The following is a 15,106-nucleotide window of genomic DNA, read 5'->3' as shown; positions in this document are numbered from 1 at the left end:
ATATCCTTCTCCTGCTTACTGCTACACTCGTAACATCCCCCGGAACCCACGGGAACCATAATAGGATTCCGCGCCATTATGATATACGAAAACATGCCCAAAACGGAAATCACAAAAAAGTGCTCCGCCTCGTTCTCTAATATCCGTCGGTGTCTTTACCCAGGTTGATGTTTTCGCATCAAAAGTTCCAAGCTTTTGGAGTTCGCGGTATTGGTCTTCCGTTAACATTTCAATGCCCATATCCGTTGCCATATCTATCGCACTATTTTCCGGTTTGTGCTTCTTTCTTGATTCTAATGCAGCCCGGTCATAGCACACACTTCTGCGTCCTTTAGGACTTTCTTTCGAGCAGTCTACAAAGATATATTCTTCCCTTTCCTCATCATATCCAATTACATCCGGCTCGCCTTCCGTTCTCTCCATTTCAAATAAGGAGATTAATTTTTCGGAATTCCCCTCCAGCTTGGCTTGAATCGGTTCCCATTCCAGACCCTGATGACGCTCCGTATTCTTTTCAAAACGCGTCTTTAATTTCCCCAGTAATTCTTCCTGTTCCGCTTGAGAAAGCTCTTTTTTATTTTCTGCTGTCATATTTAGTCTCCTTACGTTTTAGATTATTTCATCTAATCTTATTATATCCATTTAGGAAGGTTATTTCATTTTTTATCCTGAATTTTATTTCCCCGAACAATGATTTAGTTTAGATTACACAAGAAATTAAGAATCAGGATTCATTTTATAAATATGCTCTCTTAATTGCTTCTCCCACAGCTCCCGATTTTCCCTTTCTGCCAAATTATGTACATAATCAACTATTTCTATAAATCCCGCTTCATTCGGGTTCAGTCCGCCGACTCTAGTCGTGGAATCTGTTAAATGGACGTCGACATAATAAAAGCTCCCATCAACGGAGTCATCATCTGATACATCTTCGGGAAGCTGCCAGAAGTTATCTTCTATCAGACTTTTAATCTTTTCCACTTCTTCTTCAGAAACACTTGTTTCATATACTGGAGCATCTTCACCTATTTTTATATCACCTGTCTGTTCTGTATGCAGTGTCAGCTTCCCGTTTTCATAAACAGCATAGTTTACCGGGTAAAAATGTCTGTATTCATCTGGCCCGGTGGAAATAGAAGTTACTGTGATAAAAGGGCCGTCTGTTTCATAGTCTCTTTTTTCATTGCAGCCAGTTAGAATAATGAGGTAAACCAGGATGCTCAGAGTAAGATATATACCTTTCTTCATTTTTTCTTCACCACTTTTATACAGAATAATTTTAATTCATATTCGTTTTTCTAAGTATAAAACAAAACTTCATTCAGCGGAAATTTTTCTTTTCTCCCGCTGAATGAGCCTGATTGAGTCAAGGAGTCAGTTCACCTGATTTCCTATCTAAATTAATATATTTTCCTTTTTTATACAGGGTGTGGAATTTTATGGGCGTTTCCCTGTGATAAAAGTTAATTATCCCAAATAGCGGTGATAGATATTTTTTGCTTCCATCTGGTCCATCGTCCCATGAACCAATGCTCTCCCGTCCTGAAACAGCACAATACGGAAGGAGTCCACTTCAAACGAAAGCAGATAAGGATTTTGAAACAGCTTGATCTGGTTATTCTTCTGCAGCTCTTTGGCTACTTCATTCAAATCTGTTTGTTTACGCTGCGGACGGAGCTGGACGGTATTTCTGCCGCATAACACAGCGGTTTTCAAATGAGAATCGTAAGCAAGGTTTGGATAGCTTCTTTTCTCTGAGCATGATGGACAATCCGCTTTGCGTAAGGAAGCTACCTCTATTTCCACATGCTCATTGTTCCAAAGATCAAAGGAAATGATTTTTCCTGATAAAGCCGCTTCGTTACCCGTCAATAGCTTTAACGCTTCTGTTATCTGCTGGGAGACCACCTTTTGCACAACCGGCTGAATAACGCCGACGCTGTCACAGGTAGCGCCATTAACTGGAATGTATTCCTGCAAGCATTGTAGACAGGGAGTTTTTTTAGGAACCACCGTGAAAGTAACTCCATAGCTTGCTACAATCGCTCCATAAATCCATGGTTTCTGATACTTTTGCGCCATATCATTCAGCAAAAGTCTTGTCTCAAAATTATCCGTCGCGTCGATGATAAGATCTGCTTCAGGCACTATTTTCCGCAATATATCCACCTCAGCATCTCCAACAATCGCATCTATTTTGACATGACTATTCACTTCAGAAAGCCGTTGTCTGGCAGCAATTGCCTTGGGCATTTTCTGTTCCATATCCCTTTCACTAAACAGCTGCTGCCGCTGCAGATTACTTTCTTCTACATAATCCCGGTCTATTAATGTTATGTGGCCAATGCCCGCACGCGTCAAAGCTTCCGCACTGCTCGACCCCAGAGCGCCTGCACCGATAATCAGCACATGGCTTTGGCTCAGCTTCTCCTGGCCAGACTCGCCGATTGGCGCAAATAATATCTGACGATGATAACGATTAGTTTCCAACGCTGATCCCTTCCTCCGGGCTGCTGGCTACAGCATAATCTTTCATCGCAATCCTTCCCGCTTCATACCCCAGTCTCCCTGCTTCTATTGCATATTTCATTGCCTCTGCCATTTTTACAGGGTCATGTGCTCCGGAAACAGCTGTATTCAGTAAAACACCTTCTGCGCCCAATTCCATGGCATACGCTGCATCAGCAGGCGATCCAATCCCTGCGTCGACAATGACAGGCACTTTTGACTGCTCGATAATAAAAGAAAGATTTAATGGATTGATGATTCCTTGCCCGCTTCCAATGGGAGAAGCTCCAGGCATCACGGCGTGGGCTCCTGCTTCCTCCAGTTTTTTTGCTAATACCACATCATCTGAGGTGTAAGGAAGCACTGTAAAACCTTCTGCCACCAGTTCTTCTGTTGCTTTCAATGTCTCTACCGGATCAGGCAGCAACGTTTTATCACAGCCAATGATTTCCACCTTGACCATATCACATCGTCCTGAAGCGGCCGCTAATTTAGCAATTCGCACCGCTTCCTTCGCATCCTTTGCCCCTGCTGTATTTGGTAAAAACGTATAGCGGTCCACATCGATTTTTTCTAAAAAATTGGGCAGGGAAGGATCATAAATATTCATCCTTCTGACAGAAAAAGTGAGTACCTCTGTCTCTGATTTATCTACCGCCTGTTTTTGAATATCAAAATCCGGATATTTACCTGTCCCTAAGAATAAACGTGATTTAAATTGATAGTTTCCAACTGTAAGCATTTGCTTAACCTCCTCCAACAAAATGAACGATTTCTACCTTGTCTCCATTTTCCAACACCGCTTTTTCATGCTCTTCCTTCTGTAATATCTGCTGATTATGCTCGATAATCAAAGGTTTATCTTCCAATCCCAGAAAGTCGATTAAGCCTTTGACATGCTTTACCTCTTCCTGCACTTCTAATCCGTTGCCATTCACTGTGATTTTCATGTTGATTCACCTGCCTTTTCCAATTTTTTATTTTGACGGTCCGCATGAAAGCAATCATAATAAAGCGGGGAAACCGGCTTATTTTCTATTAAATCTGCCATATAAATTCCCGTGATAGGCGATAGTAAGATGCCATTTCGATAATGTCCCTTTGCCGCATATAGGCCTGGGATTCCCGGAATCTCGCCCAAGTATGGCAGTTCGTCAGCTGTAGATGGTCTGATGCCTGCCCACATTTTTCTTATCCTCGCCTCTGCCAGCTCCGGAACCATTTTCTGCGCTCGTGACAGCAGTCTCTGGACGCTTGCGGCATGGACATGCTTATCCATTTTTCCTGGTATGGAGGAGGCTCCAACAATCACCTTTTTTCCCTGCTTCGGAACAAGGTAACAGCCATCCATCCAAAGTGTTGATTGAAATAGCTTCTGGTCCAGTTCTAACAGCAGACATTCGCCCTTCACCGGAATCGCAGCATAATCTGCAGGCAGCAATTCATCTCCGAAAGCTCCTGTTGCAACAATAACCTGGACCGCTTCATAGATTGCCTCTGTTGTCCGGACACCATAAACCGTTTCATTTTCTATCAACAGCTCATTAACGCTTTCCTGCTCATGCAACACCGCACCATAATGAGATGCAGCCAGAGAGAAGGCTTTGGTCAGATGACGGGCGGAAACCTGACCATCATCCGGCAAATACAGGACAGCACGAAGATTCTCCGTCAGGCTTGGCTCCATTTTTTTCGCTTCTTCTACTGACAGTAAATACGCAGGGTTCCCCGCTTCCCGCTGGAAGGACGCGACGCTTTGCAGCTTGCTGTATTGCTGCTGATGAAAAGCAAGCTTCATGATTCCTTTATGAATATATTGAATATCTACTCCTGACGCTTCCTTCAGTTCCTCGGATAAATTTTTGAATAGCGCTCTGCTCTCATGTGCAAACCGAAAAAGCGGACTGTCTTCTGTAAACTCTCCTTGAGCGCCTAACATACCTGCTGCGGCACTGGAAGCCTCGCAGCCGATTTGATTCCTTTCAATGACCAGCACCCGATTGCCTCTTTTGGCCAGCTGATAAGCAATAGAGCAGCCAATAACTCCGCCGCCTACAATAATTTGATCAAACTGTTTATTCATCTTCTCCCTCCTTTTCATATATTCAACGCTTGCCGGTAAGCTCTGACAGTTTGGACCGGATCCTCTGCCTGCCAAATACCAGACATGACCGCGATGCCGCCTGCTCCTGCGGCAGTTACTTCTTTCGCCCGCTCAGGAGTAATCCCGCCAATAGCATATACCGGCACAGACAGCGCGTTAGTCATTTCCTGTAGTTCCGTTAATCCTCTGGGCTGCTGATTGGCTTTGGACTTGCTGGAATAAATATGGCCATACAGCACATAATCAGCTCCCTCCTGCTGCGCCTGCTCTGCCTCAGCTAAAGAATGAACAGACTTTCCTGCCTTCAATTCAGGGAAGCTTTCTTTTACAAGTGGAATGGAAGGACTGTGAAACGCCAGCTGAATACCTGCGCACTGCTTTATCACAGCAATATCTACTCTGTCATTCACTATTATTTTCTCTAATGGCAATCCGATATTTTCTAATGCACCGATGATTTCCAGAATGTCCTTCGCTGTCTTGTTCTTCTCTCTGATATGCAAATAATCAATCTCAGCCTGAATCCGCTTCACTATTTGCAAATGCTGCTCGGAAAAACTGCCATCACTGATCAAGTGCAGATGCCTGTCCATCTTCTTCTCCCCTTTCTTCCATTTTCTTGTTTCAGGATTGGCAGAAGAACGAAAAAGACCACTTATCCAGCTGAGGGATAAGTGGTCTTGATTATATACAAATTCATTGTTCGAATGATATATCGTCATGTTCCTGCCACTTCCCTACGCTAGTGTTAACCAGATCAGGTTCAAAGGGTCCGAGTATTCGTCTCAGCCAAAGGCTCCCCTAGTGTTGCTTATTTAATTTTCAGATTACAAATAAAGAATAACATATAATTTTTTATTTTCAAAGATATTCTTTCAAAAGTGTTTAGCGATTTATCAAGGAAATGTTATTTTACTTTCAAATGAGTTCTCTTACCCAATTACCTGAACAACATTTCCTTCATTATCTTTGATGTATGTTTTAACAATTTTTACAGCCAGCTGTTCAAACGAGAATAGTTCCGCCACACCTTCTTTAGGAATCAGCTTATCACTCAACTCGATTGTACTCTGCTCATCTAAAATTAGACGCACCTTATCCTTCTCCATTGCATATTCTGACTTTTCCCCGGGCTCTATAGCAATGACAATATCAGGACCTGCCAATGTCAGAGCCTTTCCTTTCAAGAGACGCCCTCGCAGCACTTTACTTATGGTTTCGGTTTGTTTTGCCCCCAGAGTCAGCATTGCTGGTTTTTTTCTGAATAAGCCCTTTTTTTCTGGAGTCCACGATAAATTATCGTTAAATAGAAATCCTGTATTGGATCCTTCCCGTTCTCTTCCTTCATCAACTTTTTGGGAGACATCTGCATGATTTAGTAAAGAATCTCTTTTTAAATCGGTAATAAACGCGGGCATATATGGGGAACTGGCAGAGAGAACACCTCGTGTATTCCACGTCTGCATTGCTTCGAGCTCATCATTTGTGATACCAACCATCTGCAGAAATTGCACTTGACCATTTTCTGTTTCTATTGTACCAAGCTCAGAATCCGTAATAAATGCCAATGCAGTTAATGCCGTATCTGATTCCAAACAGATAGGACCATTTGCATCCATATAGTCTCCATTTTTAAAAACATTACCGCTGTTAAAAACATATCTTCCCAAATTCTGAAGCAGATTAAGCGCCCAGGCTGGCGGTTCCTCTTCCCCTTCTTCTTTTTTCAATCTGAACGTTAATTCAAACCCAAAACCGCTTACTTCTGGATTATCGGTTTCTTTTTCGTAAATCTCTGAAAATCCATATGTAACTATATGCCAGTGCAAGCCTGGCGTTTCTGATTGATAAGCGCTGATTCCATCTAATGGATCCGGTCCGCCCAGCGAATAAGAGATCACTGTTCCATAATGCTTCGGTTCCTGCTTCCCATAAATTGCTTCCATTGCATTATCAATTGCATCCCAGCCGGCTGCTTTTACTTCTTCACTCATTAAATTCCTCCTCTGTTTCCCTTTCCAAAAAGACGATTTTTTCTTTCTAAAACACTACCCCTTTGTCGAAATACAAAACATCTCTGCAAAATCAGTGACGATGGTTTTTTTAGGATTACGCTTCACATCATATCTCATTTTCTCTAACCCTTCTTGGTAATCCTGATCATCAATCAACGTTAATATGGATATGTCTCTATTCTCTGCATACCCCAGATAATCCGACACCCTGATTTTTTCTAATCGATATGTCATCTGCAGTTCTGTGTTAAACCCTCTTATTGAAAGCTCATCAAAAATAACTTCCTTTTCCCAAAACCTTTTTACGTCCTCTTCATATGCTGTTGGAAAATAATGATATACCCACCATTTTCTCATATCATGGATAGCAATATTATGCAGCTTGTATACACCGTTTTTCTTCAAGACACGATATATTTCATCAAGCGCTGCTTCCTTCTTTAAAAAATGATGAAAAGCATAATTATTGGAGATATAATCAAACTTTTCATTCTCGTAGGGCATATCTTCAGCTAAACCATGCACGAGTGAGACATTTTTTAATTTGTTCTTCGCCTTTTTCAACATATCCTCTGAAGCATCAAGCCCGTACCAGCTCATGTTTCGACTATCAAAACAGGTTTATTTGAGTATTAAGATAAATACCTGTCCCGCATGCTAAATCTAACACGTGATACATTGGTTTAGGGTATCTATATTGATACTCCTTTAAATCCTTATCAAATTGCATTTCATCTAATCGATATGTATTGCTCTCATATTTATCAGCAATTTGCGAGTAATCAGTTATTTTCACATTGTTTTTCTTTGCCTTTTAATTATTAGGAGGAATTTAAATGCGGTATAAAGCCATTATACTTGTTTTCTCTATGTTTTTAAAAACTTACTATTCTCCTAATTCATGAAGCAACGTCTCACTGCTTTCCGGATATACAAAAAAAGACAGCACCATTCCAAATGAAAGGTGCCATCTTTTCTAATAGCATGAATTATTGATTTCCTTTTTTAACCCATTCAGCAGCTGTCACTGTACGTTGTGCCTGATGCTTAACTGTCGCTTCCACATCTTCCACCATTTTTCCGTCTTGATCAACAGTGACACTTGTACCATAAGGATTTCCGCCAGCTGCAAATACAGATTCATCCGAGTAGCCTGGAGGTACAATGATAGCTCCCCAGTGCATCATGCTCGTGTACAACGACAGGATCGTCGCTTCCTGACCGCCATGCGGATTCTGTGCAGAAGACATCGCACTGACTACTTTGTTCACTGTTTTTCCGCTAGCCCAAAGTCCGCCTTGGATATCTAAGAATTGCTTCATTTGAGAAGGCACATTACCAAAACGCGTTGGCGTGCTGAAGATAAGTGCATCTGCCCATTCAATATCTTCTGAAGATGCAACAGGAACATCCTTGGTTGCTTCTACGGTTGCTTTCCATGCCGGATTTCCTTCAATAGCAGATTCTGGAGCTAATTCCTGCACTTTCAATACTCTTACTTCTGCGCCATTTGCTTCCGCCGCTTCTGCTGCCCATTTTGCCATTTGGTAGTTCGTACCGCCCATACTATAAAAAATAACTGCTACTTTTGTTTTTGTCATCGTTTCTATCTCCTTTGATTCATTTGATTTTCCAAATAATTTATTTAAAAATCCCATTTCTTACACCTCTTTAAAATAGCTCTCTTTTTCTTCGCCAGAACCATCTCCTTTATTGGAGCGCTGCATCCCAATATCTAACTGTTCTTTTTATGCCTCATTTCAGCTTTTTTATACTTAGTGAAAAAATAACCGCTTTTTGAGACCATTCTGCTTCCAACTGTGTTTCATTTAGTTACCTATCATCACCCTTCTTTCTGAATTTATATTTAATCAAACTATAATTAATTCATTTATTTTTAATTAAATATAAATTATATGATGTACTTTTTATTTTGTCAACACATTATTTAAATCATTAGATAAACGATTAAAAAATAGGAAATGAATCAACAGATGAAAATACCCGTATAATTTCATAGAAATCAGAGAAAATACCAATAAGATACCTTAAATAACAATAAAGTAATCGGGGGTGCTCTAGATGAGCCAGCCATATCAATGTCCCAGATGTAAAACAAACCGGTCGCGTTTCAATGTCATTGAACAAGTAGCGAATCCGGTCAAATTAGATGCCAGCACAGGAGAAGTATTAAATGATTACACGCAGGAGCCGCTGGAAGTATTTCACATCGCCTATAATGGGCCTGAGAGAAGAATACAGTGCGGAGCATGCGGCTTAATCGAGGATGAAAATACGTTTGTAAATACAAAAGCACAATAACTACACGACGGAGGTTGAATATAAATGACGAAAAACCGAAAAGGACCAAAACAGCAGGAACAACCTAATTTGCCGCAAAGTCCAAAGCAGCCTTATGGCGAACCATTGGCAGGTTCTCATAAAGTGAAGAATAAAAATCATTCCAGACAAAAAAATAATGCATCGCATGATATGTGACGCATGAATGGTTTATACCATATACAAAACAAACATTGTAAAGACTGTAAGGGTCAATTGCTTTGTATATGGTAGAGAACTTTCATATCTTTGCCTCTTTAACTTTACATTGACCCCATTATTTACTTCATTATCTTACTTTATCACCATTAGCTTTTGTTACCCCTGTTAACTTTATAACATTAATTTTTATTGCCTATTAAAGATAGTAATGTTTCTTCCAGCCCATTTTGAAAAGGAGTTGCTGGAATGGGGCCAATCCGTCTTTCATATTTATCTCCACTCAAAATAAATCCTTCTTTGGTAAGGTACATGATTTCAACAATTTCTCTCATAAATGCATCAAACAAACCCATACACCGGATAACATTTTTAGTCAGAGGAATAACCACCTTCTGATTTCCTGTTACTTTCCGAGCAATTCGAATAATCTCTTTACCTGAAATCAATCCAGCACCTGGTATGTTCCAATTCTCTCCATAGGAATCGTCTTTATCTGCTATATTCACAATCATCTTAGCAGCATCTGGCAAATAAACATATTCACGGGGCGTTTGTAAATTACCAATAAAAATGGACATTTTACCTGCAGCCATTCCATCAAGTGTAGGCTGCAAGTAAGAATTTTGTGAAGTTGGGCCATAATAATCTGGCAACCTGACAATTAAAGCTTTTGCTCTTTTCCATTTTCCGCTGAATATCAATTGTTCGAAAGCTACTCTAAGTTTACCTTTTTTTGTATGTGGATGTTGAGGATGGTTTTCATCTCCTTTCGCAACTTGGTGTCCATATACATAAATGCCATCAACAATCACGATTCTTTTTCCCAAAATATCTGCTGCTTTCATCACACTTTCTCCCAGCGGCATCAATTTTTCCGCCATTTCCTGATATGGAATATTAGCACACTGAAAGATAACATCTGCATCTTTAGCAGCTTCCACAATCGTTTGACAATCAAATATGTCTCCCAGCTGATAGGTAAGATTCAAATGATGATTGTGTTCTGCCATTAATGCTTCCAATTTATTTTGAGAGCGTCCGAAGGCAATGACCTCTCTTCCTCTGTCTAATAGTTCTGAAACCATAACTTGACCAGTACCCCCGGTTGCGCCTAATACAATTGCTTTTTTCATTTTCAATACTCCCTTCTTTTGGTTATTGATTAATCAATAACTAAAAAACAAAAATAATTTCCATGTTACATCTTTTACGCCTATTAAGGTATTACCTTCAATATAAGCTTGATAAATAAAAGAATTAATCCCAATATGTGAACAATACAATCACAGCGACAGCAATGCCTAATCCGACAGATAAAGTGGAAACAGCATGTTCCTTTTTATTTTTCACCATCATTTTTTCAACCACCTTTTAATTATTGATTAGCAACTAATTAATCCAACCAGCTGATGAGACAAACAGCAATAATTCCAATAAAAACATAATCTACCTTACGTAATTTCACATTCTCACCCCCTAAATTATTTATTGATTAATCAATCACTTCTTTGCAAAAATAAATAATCAACTTTCATTGATTATTTATTTTGTTTTCTCATCAATAAGCTCGGGAAGGTCTAAGAAATAAGAAATATTACATAGCATTCCTCTTGCTAAAAACGTACTGGCTTCCCTTTCTGCATCCTTTATTCCGGCAGACTTGAATCTTTCTAAAGTATAGCTTCTGATGTCAGATAATCCTTTTTTTGCAGTACGCTGTATCGATTTTTCTGTTACGGAAATTCCTATTACCTGCAAAGCAATCTCATTAGGATACAATTCGGACAGTTCTTCATAGGCTTCAATCATTTTTTCAACGAGCTGTTCCGGGCTTGCTTCCACATTTTTAAACGTTTGCAGAATCCTTTCAAATGCCCGATTTAAGGCAGCAATGAATAACTCTTCCTTTGTTTTATAGAATCGAAAAACATACGGCTGAGAGATAGCAGCTTTTTCTGCAACATGAGCGGTAGTTGCATTATAATAGCCTTTCTTTGCAAATACTTCTAATCCAGCCTCTAGAATTTCTTCTTTCCGATTTTCCTTCTTTAATTTTACCATCATAGTGCACCTGCCCAAAAATTAAGTGATTAATCAATTACAAATAAATCCTAACGTTATTTTTAGATTCATGCAAGTACTTTGTAATAATTTTTAATGAAAAATGTTAAAACCATCCCCTCTCCCATTACTCATTTTCTATTCCAGCAGGCGTTTTTTTTCAGATAGCTCATTTATATTTTTATAATCAAGTTCATTGGGAAACGGGTAGCAATATTATTTACGCCCTTTTGAGCTTCCCGATTGAAGCTTCATTCACCTAAAATACTGCAGCATCTTCCTCAGAGACCTCATAGGAACCTTTCACTTCTCCGCTTGCAGCTCAAAATGGCGCATCCTGTATGCATTCATTGCTGTTTCTCCAAGCGTGTCCATCAGATTATGATTTGCATATGCACCTACAATTGCACCAACCCCCGGAACGAGCTGTAGCATTTTCACCAAATCAATATAATCGCGATACTCCTGCTGGAAAACATGCCAATCCATATCAGCCAGCTGCTCCTTCTCCTGCTCCCAATTTTCGATTATATAAAATGTATCCTTCCGTTTTTCATCGCTGGAAAATGCAAGTTGGAAAACATGGAGGATAAATAGCCGTTCCTCATATTCATTTGCATCATAGCCATAGACTGCTGCCAATTCAAACAAAAATTTCATCTTGATTGACAGCAGCAGCGGAAAATCTGCAAGTCCAAGGAAAATACCTCCTGCCCCTGTTCCAGCTCCTTCAACTACTGCTGTTTTACGATAAGAAACTAGCTTTTCTTTGGCTATTTGATCCCTTTCAAACAAGGAAAGTTCGGTTGGTTCAGGTTTCTTCGTTGTCATATTGGATCCGGCCAATGTCGCTTTCACCATATTTTTAATGCTGCCTGTAATGATCTGGTGCGCCTTCTCAGGAATCATGCTATTTATTTTCTTTTGCGCTTTTTTCGATAACTGATTAAAAAGACTGGATTTTTTCAAAACTTTATTACGCCAAACTCGAAGCTCTTCATACACGATTGTTTCATAACCCATATTCAAAAACCTGCCTTTTCTTTTCTATACTTTATTCATACGTTTTAATCAGAAAAGAGTTTCATTTATGGGTTGAATGAAGATTTTAACCAGCAAAGATGCAATAAAATATCACTGAATTACATGATTCAGCCTGAAGGAAAGAATAAAAAAAATCTTAATTCGTCATGAATTAAGATTTTCGTCTGTCATTTTTTTCTGCCCACTCACCAGCTAATATCTCCATCTCAATCTGCGTCCAATATTCATCTCCCATTTTTGCCACATCCTGCAAGATTCTTTCTCTCCGGAATCCCGCTGCTTCATAGCATTTAATGGCTGATACATTAAAATCAAACACACCCAAAGTAACCTTATGTAAGTTCAATTTTTCAAATGCAAATGTTAATGCTGCATGTATAATCTGAGCTCCATACCCTTTTCCTCTGCTGTCAGCAGCACCAACTAATACCTTGCCGATCCTTGCTGAATGATTATTTCTATCCACTTTCCCCAGCGAAACATGTCCTACGACTTCATTCGTCCCATTATCAATCACTTTAAATATGTATTTAGAAGCCTCTGGTTCATTCGCTCCTTCCAAATACGTTGCAAGCTGCTCGTTCGTTAAAGGATAACGGAATGTCGGACCGCTCCACTGTACAATAAAGGAAGCATCAGGCACCCAATCAATTAATTGCTGGAAATCTTCTTTTGAAAAGTATTCTAATCGAATCAAGGCAAAAGCTCCCTTTCATATCATTAATCTATTCTTCCACAGGGTTTTCCGGTCCGTTAAGCTCTAATTGATAAAACGCTAAATCTCTCCATTGCTTAAATTTAAAGCCAGCTTTTTTTATCGTGCCCGCATGTTCAAAACCAAATTTCTCATGCAAAGCAATACTTTTCTCATTCGCAGCATCAATGCCGGCAATCATTGTCATATATTCTCTTTCCCGGGCGACAGCGATAATTTCTTGCATCAATAAGCTGGCAATTCCTTTTTTCCGATAGCTCTTGTCCACATACACAGAATGTTCAACGGAATATTTATAAGCCGGCCAGTCTCTGAAAGGCCCGAATGTAGCAAATCCCGCCACGTTTCCATCCTGTTCACAAACAAATATGGGATAACCCGCATCCTTTTTCTGCTTAAACCATACTTCTCTGTTCTCCAATGTTTGCGGTTTATAAGAATAAACAGCGGCAGTATGCACGATGGCGTCATTATAAATCTCTAAAATGGCTGATAAATCATTTGTCGTTGCTTCTCTTATCATTTTATTCTTCCTTTCAAAGCAGTTTTCTCAGCAGCACTACGCATTTTATTAAAAATGTGTTCATGTAAGCTGCCAATGAAGGTTAAGTAATTTCTTTTCAATATAATATTCACTTGATAACTACTAATCTTATCACATATCATCTAAATACAAATAGCAATAAAAAAGAAACCTTGCTGTATGTAAAGTGGTATTCTAAATACAAATGAACTTTAAATCACAAGGAGGTTTTGTAATGCAGAGAGAGAAGCCAGAAATGATAACCGTGGAGACAACCGTTCATGCACCTGTTGATAACGTATGGACTTATTGGACAGAGCCAGAGCATATCACAAAGTGGTATGTTGCTTCTAAAGAGTGGCATGCACCAAAGGCAGAGAATGATTTAAGAGCCGGCGGTAAATTCATTACTCGAATGGAAGCAAAGGATGGGAGTTTTGGATTTGATTTTGGCGGTATATATGACGAGGTAATCCTCCATGATACCATTGCTTATAAACTGGATGATGGAAGAAAGGTGACAATTGCTTTCACGTCTCAAGGCAACACAACAAAGATCACAGAGGTCTTTGAAGGGGAATTTGAAAACTCCATCGAGATGCAAAGAAATGGCTGGCAGGCGATATTAGACAATTTTAAAACGTATAGTGAACAGGCAGATCAGGGTATAACCTTAGTATAAAACGAAACTGCATTCAGCGGGAATATTACAGGCATTTCTTCATGTTGAAGCCGCTTAAAGTGATAATAAGCGGCTCTTTTTCTTTGTCGTTTTTTACGCTTTATCCTCTTCCTCATTCTCTACCAAATACTTCAGCATAGACAATTTATTATCCCAGAATCGTTCAAAATAGGAAAGCCAATCTTTTATTTCTGTCAGCGGCTCTGCATGCAAGTAATAGATTTTCTCTCTGCCAACCTTTTCTCCTGAAACAAGCTTCGCCTCAGAAAGTATAGTAAGGTGCTTTACTACTGCTGTTCGGGTAATAGAAAAATGGGAAGTGATTTCTGAGATAGCTAGCCTTTGATCTGACAGTAAATATAGAATTTCCCTTCTGGTCGGATCCGCAATGGCTTGGAAAACATCATGTTTCTTTACAGCTGTCATTTAAACTTCAACAACCTTTCTCAGTCTTTCCCTCACAATATTCTCCCATCCTTTATTCATTCTCTCTCTGATAACAGAGCTCTTCTCATTCGGTTTGGTAATTACTGCTTCTGCTTCTTTCCAGCCTCCATGGATAAGTGTGAATTCTGTACGATTTCCTAAATCCTTCAAAATGAAGGAAACAACCCATCCATCTGTATCCCACGCAAAAGATATTTTATTGGGTTTGTCTACTTCTAATACCTTGCAAGGTGATGGCCCAAATGGTGATTGGATGGTAAATTCATGCCCTGCTTCCGCTTCAAAATCATTTGGCATAAACCAAGCGGCTATTCCTTCTGAGGTGGACACCTTTTCCCAGACCTTTTCAATTGGAGCATTAAAAATAATTGTCTGTTCAATATCTTTAAGTTTTTCCATATTCATCTAGCCTCTTTTCCCACTTCATATAACACCTTTTGGTTTTGTTTTCATTATAACACCAAAAGGTTTCATGTCAATAATTTTTAATGTTATAATCCACTTC

Annotated in this window: 20 protein-coding genes and 1 riboswitch; of the genes, 3 read left to right on the top strand and 17 right to left on the bottom strand. The window is 39.5% G+C overall.

Features of this window, described 5'->3' with window-relative positions:
- Positions 1-21: 21 nt before the first annotated feature.
- The 10 genes from MKY45_RS02060 to wrbA all read right to left on the bottom strand — a co-directional run bounded on the left by MKY45_RS02060 (position 22) and on the right by wrbA (position 8,228).
- Positions 22-591: a DUF4256 domain-containing protein gene (locus tag MKY45_RS02060; RefSeq protein ID WP_042531235.1), complete on the bottom strand. Its 570-nt coding sequence runs from the start codon at positions 589-591 to the stop codon at positions 22-24.
- 126 nt (positions 592-717) lie between these two features.
- A complete protein-coding gene (locus MKY45_RS02055; protein WP_042531233.1) occupies positions 718-1,248 on the bottom strand; it encodes a hypothetical protein in 531 nt (176 codons plus the stop codon).
- Positions 1,249-1,467: 219 nt separating this feature from the next.
- Positions 1,468-2,490, bottom strand: a complete 1,023-nt coding sequence (locus tag MKY45_RS02050; RefSeq protein WP_193062537.1) for a ThiF family adenylyltransferase — start codon at positions 2,488-2,490, stop codon at positions 1,468-1,470.
- Entirely contained in the window at positions 2,480-3,250 is a 771-nt protein-coding gene (locus MKY45_RS02045; protein ID WP_042531229.1) for a thiazole synthase, read from the bottom strand. Before MKY45_RS02045 ends, MKY45_RS02050 begins: the two co-directional genes overlap by 11 nt.
- Positions 3,251-3,254: 4 nt before the next feature.
- Positions 3,255-3,458, bottom strand: a complete 204-nt coding sequence (gene thiS, locus MKY45_RS02040) for a sulfur carrier protein ThiS (protein ID WP_042531226.1) — start codon at positions 3,456-3,458, stop codon at positions 3,255-3,257.
- A complete protein-coding gene (gene thiO / locus MKY45_RS02035) occupies positions 3,455-4,591 on the bottom strand; it encodes a glycine oxidase ThiO (RefSeq protein ID WP_042531224.1) in 1,137 nt (378 codons plus the stop codon). The genes thiS and thiO overlap by 4 nt, the downstream gene beginning before the upstream one ends.
- Before the next feature lie 14 nt (positions 4,592-4,605).
- The gene (locus MKY45_RS02030) at positions 4,606-5,334 is read right to left on the bottom strand and encodes a thiamine phosphate synthase (protein ID WP_244882351.1); all 729 of its coding nucleotides are present in this window, start codon (positions 5,332-5,334) and stop codon (positions 4,606-4,608) included.
- Positions 5,330-5,425, bottom strand: a riboswitch (TPP riboswitch). Its footprint overlaps the gene before it by 5 nt.
- A 119-nt stretch (positions 5,426-5,544) precedes the next feature.
- Complete coding sequence (locus MKY45_RS02025) at positions 5,545-6,606, bottom strand: suppressor of fused domain protein (protein ID WP_341172412.1); 1,062 nt, start codon at positions 6,604-6,606, stop codon at positions 5,545-5,547.
- Between the two features lie 54 nt (positions 6,607-6,660).
- Positions 6,661-7,227 carry a class I SAM-dependent methyltransferase gene (locus MKY45_RS02020; RefSeq protein ID WP_244882350.1) on the bottom strand — a complete coding sequence of 189 codons (567 nt, stop codon included), beginning with the start codon at positions 7,225-7,227 and terminating at the stop codon, positions 6,661-6,663.
- 389 nt (positions 7,228-7,616) lie between these two features.
- Entirely contained in the window at positions 7,617-8,228 is a 612-nt protein-coding gene (gene wrbA, locus MKY45_RS02015) for an NAD(P)H:quinone oxidoreductase type IV (RefSeq protein WP_042535902.1), read from the bottom strand.
- A gap of 481 nt (positions 8,229-8,709) precedes the next feature.
- Here wrbA and MKY45_RS02010 point away from each other — a divergent pair, with 481 nt between their 5' ends.
- Both MKY45_RS02010 and MKY45_RS02005 read left to right on the top strand, forming a co-directional pair.
- Entirely contained in the window at positions 8,710-8,949 is a 240-nt protein-coding gene (locus MKY45_RS02010; protein WP_042531220.1) for a hypothetical protein, read from the top strand.
- Between the two features lie 24 nt (positions 8,950-8,973).
- Positions 8,974-9,126, top strand: a complete 153-nt coding sequence (locus MKY45_RS02005; RefSeq protein ID WP_040979436.1) for a small acid-soluble spore protein P — start codon at positions 8,974-8,976, stop codon at positions 9,124-9,126.
- A gap of 182 nt (positions 9,127-9,308) precedes the next feature.
- Here MKY45_RS02005 and MKY45_RS02000 read toward each other — a convergent pair whose 3' ends face one another.
- From MKY45_RS02000 to MKY45_RS01980, 5 genes are all read right to left on the bottom strand, one after another.
- The gene (locus MKY45_RS02000; protein ID WP_042531218.1) at positions 9,309-10,262 is read right to left on the bottom strand and encodes an SDR family oxidoreductase; all 954 of its coding nucleotides are present in this window, start codon (positions 10,260-10,262) and stop codon (positions 9,309-9,311) included.
- A gap of 409 nt (positions 10,263-10,671) precedes the next feature.
- Entirely contained in the window at positions 10,672-11,190 is a 519-nt protein-coding gene (locus MKY45_RS01995; RefSeq protein WP_341173459.1) for a TetR/AcrR family transcriptional regulator, read from the bottom strand.
- Positions 11,191-11,493: 303 nt separating this feature from the next.
- Positions 11,494-12,213, bottom strand: coding sequence for an EcsC family protein (locus MKY45_RS01990; protein WP_341172411.1), 720 nt, complete (start codon positions 12,211-12,213; stop codon positions 11,494-11,496).
- Positions 12,214-12,385: 172 nt separating this feature from the next.
- Positions 12,386-12,931: a GNAT family N-acetyltransferase gene (locus tag MKY45_RS01985; RefSeq protein ID WP_341172410.1), complete on the bottom strand. Its 546-nt coding sequence runs from the start codon at positions 12,929-12,931 to the stop codon at positions 12,386-12,388.
- A gap of 28 nt (positions 12,932-12,959) precedes the next feature.
- Positions 12,960-13,472, bottom strand: coding sequence for a GNAT family N-acetyltransferase (locus MKY45_RS01980; protein ID WP_193062531.1), 513 nt, complete (start codon positions 13,470-13,472; stop codon positions 12,960-12,962).
- A 235-nt stretch (positions 13,473-13,707) separates the two neighbouring features.
- On the opposite strand from MKY45_RS01980, the gene MKY45_RS01975 reads away from it, so the two are divergent.
- Positions 13,708-14,154: an SRPBCC family protein gene (locus MKY45_RS01975; RefSeq protein WP_289584670.1), complete on the top strand. Its 447-nt coding sequence runs from the start codon at positions 13,708-13,710 to the stop codon at positions 14,152-14,154.
- A 93-nt stretch (positions 14,155-14,247) separates the two neighbouring features.
- Here MKY45_RS01975 and MKY45_RS01970 read toward each other — a convergent pair whose 3' ends face one another.
- Complete coding sequence (locus MKY45_RS01970) at positions 14,248-14,580, bottom strand: ArsR/SmtB family transcription factor (RefSeq protein ID WP_042531205.1); 333 nt, start codon at positions 14,578-14,580, stop codon at positions 14,248-14,250.
- Positions 14,581-15,000 (bottom strand): SRPBCC family protein, encoded by a 420-nt coding sequence (locus MKY45_RS01965; protein WP_042531203.1) that lies wholly within the window; start codon positions 14,998-15,000, stop codon positions 14,581-14,583.
- Between the last annotated feature and the right edge of the window lie 106 nt (positions 15,001-15,106).

The organism is Oceanobacillus sp. FSL K6-0251 (assembly GCF_038004725.1).
GTDB lineage: Bacteria > Bacillota > Bacilli > Bacillales > Amphibacillaceae > Oceanobacillus > Oceanobacillus oncorhynchi.
Note: the sequence above shows the minus strand (reverse complement) of the source record. Positions and strands in the feature narration are given on the sequence as shown.

Bases quoted from the DNA above. Each gene is read 5' to 3' on its own strand.
- MKY45_RS02060 (WP_042531235.1), bottom strand. From the start codon at position 591: ATGACAGCAGAAAATAAAAAAGAGCTTTCTCAAGCGGAACAGGAAGAA.
- MKY45_RS02055 (WP_042531233.1), bottom strand. From the start codon at position 1,248: ATGAAGAAAGGTATATATCTTACTCTGAGCATCCTGGTTTACCTCATT.
- MKY45_RS02045 (WP_042531229.1), bottom strand. From the start codon at position 3,250: ATGCTTACAGTTGGAAACTATCAATTTAAATCACGTTTATTCTTAGGG.
- thiS (WP_042531226.1), bottom strand. From the start codon at position 3,458: ATGAAAATCACAGTGAATGGCAACGGATTAGAAGTGCAGGAAGAGGTA.
- thiO (WP_042531224.1), bottom strand. From the start codon at position 4,591: ATGAATAAACAGTTTGATCAAATTATTGTAGGCGGCGGAGTTATTGGC.
- MKY45_RS02030 (WP_244882351.1), bottom strand. From the start codon at position 5,334: ATGACGATATATCATTCGAACAATGAATTTGTATATAATCAAGACCAC.
- MKY45_RS02025 (WP_341172412.1), bottom strand. From the start codon at position 6,606: ATGAGTGAAGAAGTAAAAGCAGCCGGCTGGGATGCAATTGATAATGCA.
- MKY45_RS02020 (WP_244882350.1), bottom strand. From the start codon at position 7,227: ATGAGCTGGTACGGGCTTGATGCTTCAGAGGATATGTTGAAAAAGGCG.
- wrbA (WP_042535902.1), bottom strand. From the start codon at position 8,228: ATGACAAAAACAAAAGTAGCAGTTATTTTTTATAGTATGGGCGGTACG.
- MKY45_RS02010 (WP_042531220.1), top strand. From the start codon at position 8,710: ATGAGCCAGCCATATCAATGTCCCAGATGTAAAACAAACCGGTCGCGT.
- MKY45_RS02005 (WP_040979436.1), top strand. From the start codon at position 8,974: ATGACGAAAAACCGAAAAGGACCAAAACAGCAGGAACAACCTAATTTG.
- MKY45_RS02000 (WP_042531218.1), bottom strand. From the start codon at position 10,262: ATGAAAAAAGCAATTGTATTAGGCGCAACCGGGGGTACTGGTCAAGTT.
- MKY45_RS01995 (WP_341173459.1), bottom strand. From the start codon at position 11,190: ATGGTAAAATTAAAGAAGGAAAATCGGAAAGAAGAAATTCTAGAGGCT.
- MKY45_RS01990 (WP_341172411.1), bottom strand. From the start codon at position 12,213: ATGGGTTATGAAACAATCGTGTATGAAGAGCTTCGAGTTTGGCGTAAT.
- MKY45_RS01980 (WP_193062531.1), bottom strand. From the start codon at position 13,472: ATGATAAGAGAAGCAACGACAAATGATTTATCAGCCATTTTAGAGATT.
- MKY45_RS01975 (WP_289584670.1), top strand. From the start codon at position 13,708: ATGCAGAGAGAGAAGCCAGAAATGATAACCGTGGAGACAACCGTTCAT.
- MKY45_RS01970 (WP_042531205.1), bottom strand. From the start codon at position 14,580: ATGACAGCTGTAAAGAAACATGATGTTTTCCAAGCCATTGCGGATCCG.
- MKY45_RS01965 (WP_042531203.1), bottom strand. From the start codon at position 15,000: ATGGAAAAACTTAAAGATATTGAACAGACAATTATTTTTAATGCTCCA.